The sequence below is a fragment of the Paenibacillus sp. FSL L8-0158 genome (genome assembly GCF_038592965.1).
GTDB lineage: Bacteria > Bacillota > Bacilli > Paenibacillales > Paenibacillaceae > Paenibacillus > Paenibacillus polymyxa_D.
The window spans coordinates 2,841,819-2,856,434 of sequence record NZ_CP151949.1 but is presented as its reverse complement, the minus strand read 5'-3'; the positions used below and the strand labels follow the sequence as shown (position 1 = coordinate 2,856,434).

At 42.1% G+C, this 14,616-nt stretch carries 10 protein-coding genes, 1 pseudogene and 1 riboswitch; of the genes and pseudogenes, 4 read left to right on the top strand and 7 right to left on the bottom strand.

Features of this window, described 5'->3' with window-relative positions:
* Positions 1 to 175: 175 nt before the first annotated feature.
* Positions 176 to 2,272, bottom strand: coding sequence for a starch-binding protein (locus NSQ68_RS12600; RefSeq protein ID WP_342429004.1), 2,097 nt, complete (start codon positions 2,270 to 2,272; stop codon positions 176 to 178).
* A gap of 543 nt (positions 2,273 to 2,815) precedes the next feature.
* Here NSQ68_RS12600 and NSQ68_RS12595 point away from each other — a divergent pair.
* Positions 2,816 to 5,662: an alpha-amylase family glycosyl hydrolase gene (locus NSQ68_RS12595; RefSeq protein WP_342429003.1), complete on the top strand. Its 2,847-nt coding sequence runs from the start codon at positions 2,816 to 2,818 to the stop codon at positions 5,660 to 5,662.
* A gap of 328 nt (positions 5,663 to 5,990) precedes the next feature.
* Here NSQ68_RS12595 and NSQ68_RS12590 read toward each other — a convergent pair whose 3' ends face one another.
* The gene (locus tag NSQ68_RS12590; protein ID WP_342429002.1) at positions 5,991 to 7,139 is read right to left on the bottom strand and encodes an epoxide hydrolase family protein; all 1,149 of its coding nucleotides are present in this window, start codon (positions 7,137 to 7,139) and stop codon (positions 5,991 to 5,993) included.
* Between the two features lie 136 nt (positions 7,140 to 7,275).
* Between NSQ68_RS12590 and NSQ68_RS12585 the strand changes: the two are divergent.
* A pseudogene (locus NSQ68_RS12585) lies at positions 7,276 to 7,995 on the top strand (LysR family transcriptional regulator); the annotation flags it as partial.
* Between the two features lie 194 nt (positions 7,996 to 8,189).
* Here the strand turns inward: NSQ68_RS12585 and NSQ68_RS12580 are convergent.
* Positions 8,190 to 9,155 (bottom strand): flavodoxin family protein, encoded by a 966-nt coding sequence (locus NSQ68_RS12580; RefSeq protein ID WP_342429001.1) that lies wholly within the window; start codon positions 9,153 to 9,155, stop codon positions 8,190 to 8,192.
* A gap of 186 nt (positions 9,156 to 9,341) precedes the next feature.
* Here NSQ68_RS12580 and NSQ68_RS12575 point away from each other — a divergent pair, with 186 nt between their 5' ends.
* The gene (locus tag NSQ68_RS12575; RefSeq protein WP_342429000.1) at positions 9,342 to 10,886 is read left to right on the top strand and encodes a helix-turn-helix domain-containing protein; all 1,545 of its coding nucleotides are present in this window, start codon (positions 9,342 to 9,344) and stop codon (positions 10,884 to 10,886) included.
* A 185-nt stretch (positions 10,887 to 11,071) separates the two neighbouring features.
* Here the strand turns inward: NSQ68_RS12575 and NSQ68_RS12570 are convergent, their stop codons facing one another.
* The 4 genes from NSQ68_RS12570 to NSQ68_RS12555 form a co-directional block, all read right to left on the bottom strand.
* Positions 11,072 to 11,386, bottom strand: coding sequence for a multidrug efflux SMR transporter (locus NSQ68_RS12570; protein ID WP_342428999.1), 315 nt, complete (start codon positions 11,384 to 11,386; stop codon positions 11,072 to 11,074).
* Positions 11,387 to 11,389: 3 nt separating this feature from the next.
* On the bottom strand, positions 11,390 to 11,731 hold the full coding sequence (locus NSQ68_RS12565) for an SMR family transporter (RefSeq protein ID WP_342428998.1): 342 nt from the start codon (positions 11,729 to 11,731) through the stop codon (positions 11,390 to 11,392).
* A gap of 93 nt (positions 11,732 to 11,824) precedes the next feature.
* Positions 11,825 to 11,923, bottom strand: a riboswitch (guanidine-I (ykkC/yxkD leader).
* Between the two features lie 83 nt (positions 11,924 to 12,006).
* Complete coding sequence (locus NSQ68_RS12560; RefSeq protein WP_342428997.1) at positions 12,007 to 12,525, bottom strand: GNAT family N-acetyltransferase; 519 nt, start codon at positions 12,523 to 12,525, stop codon at positions 12,007 to 12,009.
* Between the two features lie 26 nt (positions 12,526 to 12,551).
* Positions 12,552 to 13,004 (bottom strand): MarR family transcriptional regulator, encoded by a 453-nt coding sequence (locus NSQ68_RS12555; protein ID WP_029515334.1) that lies wholly within the window; start codon positions 13,002 to 13,004, stop codon positions 12,552 to 12,554.
* A gap of 114 nt (positions 13,005 to 13,118) precedes the next feature.
* On the opposite strand from NSQ68_RS12555, the gene NSQ68_RS12550 reads away from it, so the two are divergent.
* A complete protein-coding gene (locus NSQ68_RS12550; protein WP_342428996.1) occupies positions 13,119 to 13,763 on the top strand; it encodes a YitT family protein in 645 nt (214 codons plus the stop codon).
* Positions 13,764 to 14,616: the final 853 nt, after the last annotated feature.

Here is a 14,616-nt window from a genome sequence, read left to right as displayed (position 1 = left end):
TTCTTGGAAGTCAACATCTCTTCGCCTGGGCTTTGTGCTATGGCGAAAGTATAGGTATTGGTCGTTTTCCCTATAGCGTTGCTTGCTGTCACTTCCAGCGTATAGCGGGCACCAGGCAGATCGCCCGTGCCTATCGTTAGTTTGTGGTCGGCAGTAAAAAACCGCCGTTCAGTCTCTAAGTACCACTGTCGGCATCGGTGTAATTGAGCATGATCTCCTGACTATCCCCTTGGAATGTTCCTTCCGGTTTATCGATCGTAACCGTCGGTTTTGTCCCATCTGGATTTTGCGGAGTAATCCGTCCTTCCTTGATCCATCTCTCGCCACTTACGGCATATCCAGGCATTTGCGATCCGGGTATCTGATTTCCACTTGAGTTGAATATGACCTTCGCCTGCGTCCAGTCCGGGGCTCTATACACATACCAGCCGTTACCTTCATTCTGCATGGCCACGCCCGGCCAAGCTGAGCCTTCCCTGAGCGGAGTCACGGAATCATCGTAGTAGTAGATGTTCGGTGCTCCCCAGCCGGAAGGCTTGTAGAAATGAACGGTCATGCCCGAGCTCGGTTCCTCCTTCGTATACCTGAACATCTTCTCTGTTTGACCGGACAAATTCGCGGCGACAATTTTCAGAACAAACGTCGATCCGATTGGAGTTCCAGCGCCAATGCTGACCATATCTCCCGAACTGAACGGAGTCACCGGCCCCTCGTTCAAAGTGTAGGTTGCCGAGTCTGCATTGGAATAGTTCATTCTCACGTTAATAGAATCTGTGAAAAAGGCTCCTTCCTCAGGATCGACGGATACTGTCGGAGTTTGCTGCGCCGCGCTATACAGTACAGCGATCCTGCCTCCGTCCAGATGGCCGGTAATTCTACCGTTCGACACCGTAAACGATCCACCGCCATTGGCCTTGTTCTGGTAAACGCCGTCCTCCAGTCTGGTGGGGGAGTTGATTTGAGCATTGCCTCCAAGATTCACAATCGTCATGCCTTTGGTTCCGCGTTCAACCTGCATAATTTGATTCCCTTGCGTCCTAATGTATTCGTCTTGACCTACCATGGCATTGTGGAACTTGTTAATGGCAACGACGTCCGGGTCCTTCCAGAGCGTATTCCCCGCATCGCCGAGCCGATTCGCAAATTTCCCACCTCCTGTCGGTCTGTTGAAGAACAGAGAGGTCGTCTCCGCCCGGGAGGCGATGATTGCCCAGCCCATTTTGATCTGCCAATCGTTCAACCCCGTCGATTCGCTGTTGTCGTTGGCATAAGTGTCATGCGATTCGACCCAGGTAACTAATTTGGAGGGGCTTACATTATTGGCGTTAAAAGATTTGGCCGCATCAACATTGATGCCACCGTGATAACCAACGGCGCTTCTGACACTGTCCCCATAGCTGGAGGCGGTCAAACTGAGGTAATTGGCATAGCCGGCAAAGTTGTCAGCTCCACCTTGAAGCACTTCTCCGTAATTAAACAGTCTATCTTTATTGTTTAACGAACCCAGTACCCGGGGCCAGAAGTTGGAGCCCCCCGGATCGTTGGGCAACTCAATATGCTTGGCGGCGTCGAATCTGAAGCCGTCGGCGCCCAAGGAGATGGCGTCATTCAGGAAGCCGACAATGATATCTTGCAATTCCTGATTAGACGTGTTGAGGTCGGGCAGACCAATTCCCCACTGTGTGACTTGCCAACGGTCATTCCAGTTTTCCACACCTCTGGCCTCATGCCAGAAATAGCTGTTATTCTTGATCGCCGAATCAACATTATGCGCCGGCTGATACTGCTGATTTCCACCGCCCGCATTCCCCGTATGATTGGCGACAACATCAACGATGATACTTATGCCGTATTTATCCGCTTCCTGGCAAAGCTGTCTGAAATCATCCCTGCTTCCCAATTGAGAGTTGCCGATTTTAAAGTTGATGGGTTGGTACAAAACCCACCACTTGCTGCCTTCTGTCAACCCTTCCTTGCTGGCTTGGATTGGCGATGTTTGCACCGCTTTAAATCCCGCCTGAGCCAGTTCCGGAAGATTCCTGGTGATGTTGTCAAAAGACCAGTTCCACGCATGAAAAATAAGACCATCCTTCGTTCTTTCCGGAAGTTCAAAGTTTGCGACAGCCGATAGCTTCGCATCCGAACCGCCTAACTGCCGAACATCGGTATTCGCCTGTGCTTCGGGAGTAAAGCCAACCGTTTGCAACAACAATACGACAAAGAGAACGATACTCCAGGTACGTCTCAAGATGGGGCTTGTCTTCCTCCTCATACTAAACTCTCCTTTTAAATTTTATTTTACAACCAACCTCTCTTGAGAGATTAGGAGTAAATAAAAGAGGGCAAAACAAAGTGTATACGCTTTCAAAAAAAGGGCAATCGTTTGCACATAATCGCACTCAATGACATGATTTCATTTATTTAACAATTTGTCAATGCTTATATTAAAGATAAATTTCCAATGGCCTTTTTCTCCCCTCATTATTATTCACTGTGCCTTCAAGGCTTTTTTGGGACGTTGGCTTCAATTACGAACTGGTTTTCTTAGGTTTGAAATATGCCCTAGCAATTGCATTGACTAGTAAAAGTATGGTTGATATAATCATAAAAGGAAAAAATCATTGGTATAGAGCCCTGTGAATGGGCTTTTTCCATAGTTTATTTTGTAAGCGTGTACAATGATTTATTTTCCTACATACCATGGAGGAGGCGATCAATGAATCTATTTTATCCAAATAAATGCCTTTCTTTTTTTTACTTTTAATGCAACCGGTTGCAAAATCTACCCACTAAATATTATCAGGAGGTTGTTAACTTGCTAAGAAAAAAAACTGGAAGTTTTATTTCTTGGTTGATTATTTTATCGCTTTGCTTCAACTTCTTCGGCTTACCCGGCGTAGCTTCGAGTAACAACGATTATACAGCCACCTACAAGAATCCCACAGCGACTGCTCTTCCATCGACAACCGCTTCGATCACGTCTACCGTTACCGCAACGTATGCACCTACCACAACAAATAAATCAACTCAAACTGGGTTAACGGTTCACTTTAAGAAACCATCAAGCTGGAATTCAGCGATTCGAATCCATTACTGGAATCTTAATCCGGCAACCGTTCCGATAAGCGGGGCGTGGCCGGGAATCCTGATGAAGTCGGATGGAAACGACTGGTACAGCTACACCATTGCCAATGCCACAGGCTCAAGCCTCATCTTCAATGACAGTAGCGGCAAACAGACGGCCGACTTGTCCCGCAGTGTGAAAGAGGGCTGGTATTACACAGATAACACATGGTATGATGTCAGCCCGGAAATGCCTAAAATTCCGGCGATTTCCGCCTCTCCTGTACCCAAAACATATGATTCGTCCCAAACAGTGACGCTTTCCAGCACCAACAGTGACGATAAGATTTACTATACGATAGACGGTTCGACACCTACGACATCCTCGACCTTGTATACCTCTCCAATCCAAGTTGCTTCCTCTTTGACCATTAAGGCCTTCGGTGTCAACTCAATCGGTCAAACTGGAAATGCATCCTCTTTTGATTATGTAATTGACCTGAATGCAGATCTGCAAGCCCCGACAATCACAGCGAATTTGCCTGCCGGGCATTCTGATTCCTCGGTGACTGTATCCTTTAACCTGAAAGATAACAAGGCGGCAACGACGAAGGCATACTATACGGAGGATGGTACAGAACCAACCACAAGTTCAAAAGTCTATATTCTAGGCAACGCGCTGGCCGGATTGACTGGACCGTCTATTCTTATCTCCAAGACTACGACATTAAAATTTCTCGTTATAGACGGCGCTGGTAATCAAACCAAGCAGAGCTTTGTTTATAATATTGGAAATAAGAAGGATTTTCGGGAAGACACCATCTATTTCGTGATTACTTCCCGGTTCTATGACGGTGATCCGAGCAATAACGTGCACGCATGGGATGATGGAAAGGCGCGCAATCCAGATTCGGACCCGGCTTGGAGAGGAGACTTTAAGGGGCTGATTCAAAAGCTCGATTATATCAAAGCCCTCGGATTCAGCGCCATCTGGATTACACCTGTTGTGCAAAATGCCAGCGGTTATGATTACCATGGTTACCACGCTTTAAATTTTGCCAAAGTAGACCCACGGTATGAATCGGCGGGAGCTTCTTATCAGGATTTGATCAATGCAGCCCATGCCAAAGGGCTGAAGGTTATTCAGGACATCGTCGTCAATCATACGGGTAATTTCGGTGAAGAGAATTTGTATCCCATGTTCAAGAAAGATCCGGCCAAACCCGATACCGCTAACAACTTGGTGAAGACTACGGATAAGTTGCCACCAAACTATGATTCCATGACACCCGATCAGCAGTATCAGGCAAGGCTCGCCTTAATGAAGACAGAGGGAACGAACAATAACATTTACCATACAGAGAAAAGTCTTTCCTGGGAATCCTATACTGTTCAGACTGGTCAGATAGCGGGAGATTGCGTGGATTTGAACACGGAAAACCCTGCAGTTAACAAATATTTAATTGATACCTACAATCATTATATAGACATGGGTGTTGACGCTTTCCGTGTCGATACGGTGAAGCATGTGAGCAGGTATATTTTCAATAAATACTATATTCCTGCCTGGAAGACAAGAGGCGGCTCGGATTTCTATATTTTTGGAGAAGTAGCCACTCGTTACAGAGATGTCTGGAACAGTGGAATTCCGGCGATCTCGACGCCATTCTATACTTGGAAAAGCGCGAAATCGTATCCGGGCGATGGAAAGAATGACTACGCCTCCAATAAAGCGTCAGTTGAACAAGAGTGGGCGGACAACTCTACTACAGCAGGACAGCCAACCTCGAACAATGCTCTCTTAAACGGAAATACCTATCATACGCCTGACTATTCGATGAAATCGGGCATGGATGTGATTGATTTTCCAATGCATTGGGCATTCAAGACCGCGCATGAAGCATTTAATATGAGAAGTGGCGACCAATACTATAATGATGCTACGTGGAACGTAACCTATGTCGACTCGCATGACTATGCTCCTGACCAGGCTCCGGAAAATCAAAGATTCGCGGGCACACAGGACACTTGGGCTGAGAATCTTGATCTGATGTTCACCTTCCGCGGAATACCCGCTATCTTCTACGGCTCCGAAATTGAGTTTCAAAAAGGGGCAACCATTGATACAGGTCCAAACGCACCGCTAAGCAAAACGGGACGAGCATATTTCGGCGATCACATGGAAGGCAATGTTACGGTACAAGATTACGGTAAATACACAAATGCTACTGGCACGCTTGCGGAATCGCTCAACCATCCTCTGGCGAAACATATCAGACAGCTTAATTTAATCAGAAGAGCTGTTCCCGCCTTGCAAAAAGGCCAGTATTCCACAGAGAATGTGTCGGGCAATCTGGCGTTTAAGAGAAGATATACCGACAGTGCCAAAGGCATTGACAGCTTTGCACTGGTCACGATTTCAGGAAACGCCACGTTTACCGGGATTCCGAACGGAACCTATGTGGATGCGGTGACCGGTGATTCCAAAACCGTTACTGATGGCAAGATTACCCTGACATGCTCCGGCAAAGGAAATGCAAGGGTATATGTATTGAATGGTAGAGGTGGAATTGGAGAAACGGGAACCTATCTGAAGTAAACGGTAGTATGTCTTAGATAACTGAAGCAGCCTCAGTTCGGTATTGCACTGTGCTAAGGTTGCTTCCAATTAAAAAGTATATCTAAGAGAGAGAGTCAGGATATTGCTCTGAACTAAATTTTTAACGGATGGGAGTGAACCAAGATGCCCCCAACGACAGCTTCTATGTGCGTACATTCTTCCGTATATTTAATGACCAACAACCATCAAGTGTTAGCGGGTTATCCCGCCCCTAGAACTGATAAAGCGTGAGCACACGTACCCTGCTCTCTTGTCCATTCCGTTGCTGTTTATCCCCCCCTGCTTGCTCCCCGAAGGATAGAGACTATCAGTTGCTTAATGAATGAAAAAAATGATTTAGATGGTCGGCAAACAATTTAGGATTTTCCATAGCGGCGAAATGACCGCCTTTATTCGCTTTCTCCAAGTACGTAATATTATAGACGCGTTCTACCCAGCTTCGGGGTGGCGTGGGCAGCTCCTTGGGAAATAAGGAAACCCCTGTTGGAACAGTAACACGCTGACCTTCGGTGAAATGCAGTGGCATTTGGGTGCCTTCAGTATATATTCGTATGGAAGAAGCAATCGAATTGGTAAACCAGTAAATCGATATGTTGGTGAGGATATGATCAAGTGAAAAAGACTTTTCCATATCACCGTCACAGTCACTCCAACCTTGAAATTTTTCTACTATCCAGCTGGCAAGACCGGTCGGGGAATCACTTAGTGCAAAAGCCAGTGTTTCTGGTTTCGTTCTATGAAGGGCGCTATAAGCACCTTCTCGCTCCAACCACTCAGCTACGATGTCGAAGTAAGCTTGCTCTTCTTCGCTAACAGATGGTGTATTTGGAGTGAGGGGTGGCTTGTAGCTTCCAGGAATATAATTGAGATGAAGTCCCCTCACCCGTTCAGGATACATGAATGCTAACCATGTTGATACCCCTGCTCCAATATCCCCTCCCTGAACCAAATACCTTTCATAACCCAAACGATCCATAAGTTTTGCCCACAGCGTGGCTACGTATTTGGACCCCACTCCCGGTCGTGTAGGTTTACTCGAAAATGCAAAGCCTGGCAAAGAGGGAATAATAACGTCAAATGCCTCTTCAGCATGTCCACCATATAGCGATGGGGTTGTTAGATAAGGTATTAGTTCTAACATCTCTACAAATGATCCTGGCCACCCATGTGTCAGCAACAGTGGTCGTTCGGATGTCCCTTCACCTCGAACGTGCACAAAGTGTATATCGAAGCCATCCACATGTTCAATAAACTGTGGGAAACGGTTTAACCATGCTTCCTGTTCACGCCAGTTGTATTCCGAGCCCCAATAATCAACTAATCCCTTCAAAAAGGAATAGTCTGTCCCCAGAGCCCATGGTTCTATAGAGAAACTTGAAAGCCATCGAGCCTGTTTTAGTCTGATAGATAGATCGTGCAATTGTTGCTCTGGAATTGAAATTTTGAATGGTTCCATTCATTGTTTCCTCCCTTGTAGATTAATTTACGATCAGAAGGATTCTATTGTATGATGGATCTGTTCATTAATAAAATTGAAATATTCAAAATCATTATCATTTTTATCGATAGAAATAAAACTAAGGAGAACAGCGATGGAAATTAGACACCTTATTACATTTCAGACGATCATCGAAATCGGAAGTTATACAGGGGCTGCATCGCAATTGGGATACACTCAGTCCACAATCACTGCCCATATACAGTCGCTTGAAGAAGAGATTGGCGGGGAGCTTTTCACTTACGAAAGAAGGCATTTGAAACTTACTCCATTAGGGAGAGAATTAATACCTCTGGCAGAAGATCTACTGGCTACTCATGACCAGATTAGAAATATACGAAGCAACCAGGAGGTTAAAGGTGTTATTAAGGTGGCTGCACCAGAGTCTTTAACGATTTCTAGATTAAGTCCGATTATAAGGGAATTCTCTTTGAAATATCCTCATGTCAAATTCAACCTTATTAACGGTACATGTAAACAAAACCAGGTTGACTTAATCAGTGGACGTGTAGATGTGGCTTTGATGGTCTACCCGGAAATACATCCGGAAAAATGCATTCATTATTCTTTGGCCCAGGAGAACATGGTCCTGGTGTGCAGCAACGACGGCCCAGACCATTTCGATGAATATAAGCGAGAGAACACCAACCATTTTTTTATTACGAATGAAGAAGGCTGTAGTTATCGGACCATGTTTGAAAGATATCTTGTAAAGCATGATATTCATCCATTTCAAACCATGGAGTTATGGAGTATAGAGGCGATTAAACAAATCGTTATGAGTGGGCTTGGATTTTCTTTTTTGTTGCTTCCATTGAGCTAAAAGCTCATATATGTCGTTGTTGCCAAGTCCTTTTTGTAACTGCTTAGTTCCCCTTCTATTCCGAGCCGTAAGATGAAAAGCTGACGCCGTTAAGACCAGCCCCAACCATGCCTGCTTCAGCAAGCATCTTACCAGCCCAATTCGCTCAGCCTTTCAATAAAAGAATAAGCACTTTATCCGGAATATCATTTACGAGTAGGTCTGGAATAAGATAAATAGTTTTTGTATTTTTTTAATCTTTCAGGCAACTCGCCAGCCTTGGAATTAGGTTTTAATGAAACTTTATATAATTCATCCGCGTGCTCGAATTTCCCGGAGATTAGAACATGAGAATGCGCTCTATCTTCCTCTGCGACATTGAATTTAACTTTGCCTTGTTCAACCTCCAAAGTGCCCTTTACACCGCAAATTCCGCATATTGCAGGATAATTATCATCATGATTTCTGATTTCAACGAGTTTGGAATGACAGATTGGACATAAACCAGATTCGCCAATATATTCCGCTTCCGTATTCGGATTCATTAGTGTTTCAGCCACATGACGACCAGATTGCCTAGCTCTGTTCAATTCATTTTCTTTGAAGACTACTGATCCAGGCAAGCCAACCCAATTGACCAGCATTTTGTCTACAACATTGATTTGCATCGGTAGCGTGAAAAGATGGAGCATTGGCAGTGCAAGTGTGTCCCACTCACTTCCCCCTACAGCTATAAGAGAAGCCACTCTTTGTTTAAAGCTTCTTTCATCCGGGCCTTTATCAGTAGTTATTCCTCTTTCTTCGCGTTGCTTCTTGGCAATCATTCGGAAGGCAATGTCATGGGAGGGGCCCATCCGGTCATTCAGAGTCTTCAACAATCCACTCGGACTCTTTTCATAAATGGCTGAGCTCAAAATTAACCCGTCGCATTCCATTATTTTTTCTTCAATAAATCCATAATCATCGTTCTTTATCACACAATCTCCTGAGCCACACTTTTCAAGCAGGCTCACTACACAAGCATTACAACCGGTGCAAGGTTTAATGTGCAGGTCATTAAGACGTATAAGCTCTACTTCGGCACCTATCTCTTCAGCACCCATCAGAGCTTCCTTGACAAGGATTTCTGAATTACTCATCCTTCTACCGCAACTAATTCCTAAAATTTTCATTAATATCCTCCTGCTATTTTTATTACTCATTTTTTGATGAAAGTGTTATTTATTGCAGCGTGTAATAATTTCAGTATATATAATAAAAACGGTATATCCCATGTGCTGGAATTTAAATATGGTCCGATATAGTGACGATGTTTTGTAATATTGCACAAGGATTAAAAGCTTCTGGAGGCAGCTCTCGTGAAAATTCAAAAAATAATCAGAAAACTTAGCGACTGTTATCTTTCCTTGCCCGAAGAGGCCATGCAAACAAAAGAAATCAGTGAATTTACTATCCTGCGGTTGAGTTCCGTTTTTCAGGCTGATACCGCTTATATAGGCAAGCTTTCGGATTTGCCAAAGGACTTTCCTACAGACACTCCTCTTTTTTGCATTCAGGACTGTGATGCACTTGTAGACTCCTATACTTGCCTTACCCTTCTGCCAAATAAACTAGATCCGCTGGACCTTACGGCAAAGATTTCATCTATACTTGCTCATGAGAATCGGCTCATTGAGCATATGCACACTCTGATATCCGCACTTTACTCAAACAAAGGTTTGCAATACTTGACAAACGAGGCCTCCCGCATCTTTGGTAATCCGGTAATCATTGTCGATGCAGGCTATAAGTTACTCGCCATGTGTCAAGCACCGATACCCAGCCGACCTGATATCGAACAGCAGCGAAATTTGGGTTATCTTCTTGACAGTAATATTGAGAGCATGAAGAAATCCAATCTGTACGAACTGACCCGTATGGCTCTTATTCCTTATTACTCACGCGATCCCCAGACCAACGACTGTTGGATAACAGCTTTTGTGTACGTACATGGTATAGAATTCGCGCAGGTCAGTGTTATGGAACTGGATCGTAAATTTACAGATATTGATTTTGAACTAGTGCAATTTCTTTGTGAGCTGGTTTCGGTAGAATTGCAAAAGAACGACTTTTATAATTGCAATCAAGGAATGATGCATAGCTTTTTGCTTTCCGAACTGCTTACAGGCGAGCTCAATGATGCTAATGTCATCGCAATGCGACTGGCTCATTTGGAATGGACGCTTACACCTTACCTGAGAGTAATGACATTGACAGACTTGAAGAACGGCTTTTTTGACGGGAAAGTTCAGCTGGTTGCACAGCATATGATCCAATTGCTTCCGGATAGTCGTTGGATCGTATATCAGGGACGTATTGTGTTTCTCATTTCTCTCGTTGATTCATCCTGTAAAATCATTACTGAAGACAAACGAATTCTGGAATTTCTCCAAGTAAACGGCCTTACTGCTTCGCTGAGTGACTGCTTTAGTCAATTAACCTTTTTGCGAAAATATTATAAGCAATGTCTAACCGCCGTCGAGATTGGTTTCCAACTTAATTCTAACAAGCCAGTGTATATGTATGAGGACTATCTCTGCGAGCATATTGGAAAGATCATATCGGAACAGAACGATCTCGCTGACTTCTGCCATCCGGTTATCCAAAAGTTAATTGCATATGACAATGCCCACAAAACAAGTTTGCTGCCTACCCTTGAAGCCTATCTTCAATATGTGGACACTCCAAATATTGCTGCTAAAACACTTTTTATTCATAGAAATACTTTGTTCTATCGAATCAACAGAATACGTGAGCTTTTCGAGATTGATCTAAGCGATGGTGATATTCGCCTGAAGCTTCAAATGACTCTTCATTTTCTAAAACTGAAAACACAACGCGGCGATCCTGAAGATCAGAGATAGAAGGCTAAGAAAATGCAAAAAAACATGCAGACAAAATTTCTTATCGATACTTTGTCTGCACGCTGGTCTTTTCTAGCTATTTTTTAAAATTTATTGATTCCTCCGTAATCATGGGCTACATTCCATAAGCATCAGATAGTTCGCTGCTGTTCTAAGATGAGCAGTTTTTCTAATTCCATCATTATTCAGCTTACCAGCTTTAGGCCAACTGCTGAGCCGAGTACCATCGCGATGAACAGAATTCTCGCGGTATTACGCGGTTCCCTGTAGAAGATCATGCCCAATATGGCTCCGCCAGAAGCTCCAATACCGGTCCAGACAGCATAGGCCGTTCCCATTGGTAGTGTTTCCATGGCCAGGGATAGAAACAAAAAGCTCAATCCAAATCCTGCAAGCAGGTAAAAAATGGACAGGAAATTCCGGTCTTTATGGAGCTTATTAATCATGAGAACTCCCATCATCTCAAATACGCCTGCCAAAATTAGAAATACCCAGTTCATACGTCAGTGCACCTCTTTTCCCTCATTCTTCTCTTTGCTCTGTATTTTGAGCCCTACAACTCCGAGCAGAAGCACCCCGATTAGCAACAATTTAGATCCCTGTACCTCAGCACCAAACAACAAAATTTCTGCTAATACAGTGCCAGCCGTGCCCAAACCGACAAATACTGCATACACCGTACCTACCGGAAGCGTACGGGAAGCCATAATCATGAGTATGAAACTTACTAAAATGGCAACTAAAGTGCCCCCCCACTCTAACCATCCGCTGGCATGTTTCAGGCCGATAATCCTCCCAACTTCAAATAAAGCCGCAACTACAACAGATAACCATGTCTTGTTCATTCTGTATTTCCTCCTTTTGAAAATGCTGCAATATAATATGGATTTAAAGCAGCAATAAAAAAAAGCCTGGGAGAATACTGCATATAGCAGTTTTTCTCCCAGGCTTTTATCCCTCCGTGGCACAGTACGACGACTGTGAGTTTTCTCTCGGACCAGCCGATATTACATCGCGGAACCCTAGAAAACATTTTTGAATTCAATTATAGTTAACATTATACACATTAGTGAATCAATCACAATATAAAAATTAATAAGGTTCGTATATCATCCTAAATTTAAATCATTGTTTTGGTCATTATGAAATCAGTTTGTTCTTCATCACCCATATAAAAAGGGTGTGCGCTAGTTTGAACAAATCCCATTTTCTTGTAAAAAGCAATGGCGTTTTCATTTTTTTCCCATACGCCAAGCCAGACTTTCTTTTTATTATGTTCCATCGCAATTTCCATAGCTTTATTTAGCAGATATTTACCAAGTCCATGTTTTTGAGATTTGTTTTTTATATAAATCCTCTCTATTTCGAGCGACTCACCACCCATTTTTTCGGATTGGGCCTCATTTATATTTACCTTTAAATATCCAGCAAGTTCTTCATTGAAATAGATGAAAAAGAATTCTGAAGAGACGTTGGACAATTCCTCCTCCAACTGTTTAAAGTTAAATGCTCTTTCCAGATAGGCTTTCATATTTTCAGGTGAATTCAGATCCTTAAAAGTATCGTTGAATGTTTCAATACTTATTTCTTGGAGAATTTGTAAATCTTCACGGCTGCATTTTATTATTTTTACAGTCACTTTAAATTATCGCTCCTTCATGTAAATCAATAATTTCTCTTGTTCCCCTTTTTTACAAATTCCCATTCATCACCTATATTTTTTCTTACTCTTTGAAGAAGATTAAAAATGGTGTTTACTTCACTTTCCGAAAATCCCGCTAATGCAACATTATCCGAATAATCATGTTCTCTTTTTATAAAAGGATAGACTTTATTCCCTTTTTCTGTTGGAAAGAGTTTATTAATTTTTTTGTTATGCTGATCCTCTTCCTTTTCAATAAATCCGTTAATAACAAGTTTTTTTATAGCACGAGATGCGGTGGTTCGATCTACTTTTATCATCTCAGCTAACTTTTCTTGAATGATTCCTGGGTTTTCACATATTCGTACAAGGTATAAATATTGTCCTTTTGTAAGGTCATATTCTTTGAATTCAATATTGCTTATAGAATCTAATGCTCTTGCGATCATTCCAATTTCACGAAGTACTTCCTTCATAATGGACTCCTTTACCCCTGTTTTGTTGCAAATGCAATAAAAATGATATATATTGAATTTACCTTATTTTTATTGCATTTGCAACATAAAATTATATTATAGAGGTCGAGTAAATTGAAATATATTTTTTTCGTATTAGGAATTTTTGTATTATCCCTTGGAATTTCGTTCACTATACAATCAGACCTTGGGGCTTCACCTTTTGATGCACTTTTAGTAGGACTGTCTATAAATGTGGGGCTTACTGTGGGAAGTTGGGAAATCATAATAGCTATAATATTGATATGTTGTAATTCGCTTTTTAAAAGACAAAAACCAGAAGTTTTGGGGTTGTTAACAGCATTTATAACGGGTATCGGTATTGATATGTGGCTTTTTTTATTACACAATTTGATAACACCTGAACTATGGTACAGCAAAGTTATTTGTTTTGGAATTGGTTTAGTTGTTGTAGGATTAGGAACTGCAACATATTTACAGACAAATTTTGCACCAATTCCAGTTGACCGATTAACATTAATCATACAAGAATTTACTAGAACAAATCTATTTTCTTCGAGAACATTCATCTACCTTATATTCTTGATCATAGCAGTCATTTTAAATGGACCCATTGGCATTGGAACTTTGTTAACCGTTTGTTTAGGGGGGCTAATACTCAATTACTTTATGCCATTTACTAAAAAAATACTTGACCGCATATTAACACACTCTGCTACATCACCGAATCATGAGAAAGATAAAAGGCATTCTATATAGGATGCTTTTTATCTTGTTCAACTAACCTGATCTGTTAAAATATGTAATATCCTTTCCGAGTTGACACTGAATCCTGATGCTCATATTTCTTTGTTTCGATCTAAAGTTTCTCTTGGTCGAGCTTCAGTCATAGCATTTTTTTGGGACTAACGCCGTTTTACTGCAGCTAGTCGGATTCTGCATCATTATCCTCTCTCTTATCGTCGTTAAATACAAGCGAGATCTGCAAGTAGGACAGTATCAAGGCTGGCAATGGTGCATGCTGGCCATCTTGTTTTATAGCCTTTGTAATTAAGATTAGACAAGTTCCTTCTTCAACAGATGTAACTTTTAATGAAGCAAAACAAAAAATCAAAAAAAATATAGGGACACTTCTTAGAACGTGTCTCAATTCTATCTAAAAGAAAAAATGAGTCGTCAAGAGAAATTCGACTTAATTCTTGCATTGATTGGAATTATCGTAATTAAAATGATGGTTTAATCAAATTGATCTTTAAACTGCATATGAATCAAACCAGCAATTTCTAAGAAAAGAAGACCCGCGTTACTGAAACGCGGGTCTTCTTTTCTTAGAAATCATTGAGCTTATTCAAAGTGGTACCTTTTAAATAATCTAAACAATTCGGAATATAAAATGGAGCTAATCCAATCCATCTTATACTCTTCCCCTAATATATAATGTGCATAATCAACCTAAACTCGACGAATTGTTTTATAATGCTTAAATTTTCAAATGGAATTGTTTTTGCTGTTTTTTTTAATGTTAGTAGATGAGCGTTATGTCGGAAAAATAATACTTTGCAGGCAAGGGCAGTCGGACAAGCCGCCGCCCTCTGCACACGCAAAGTGAAAT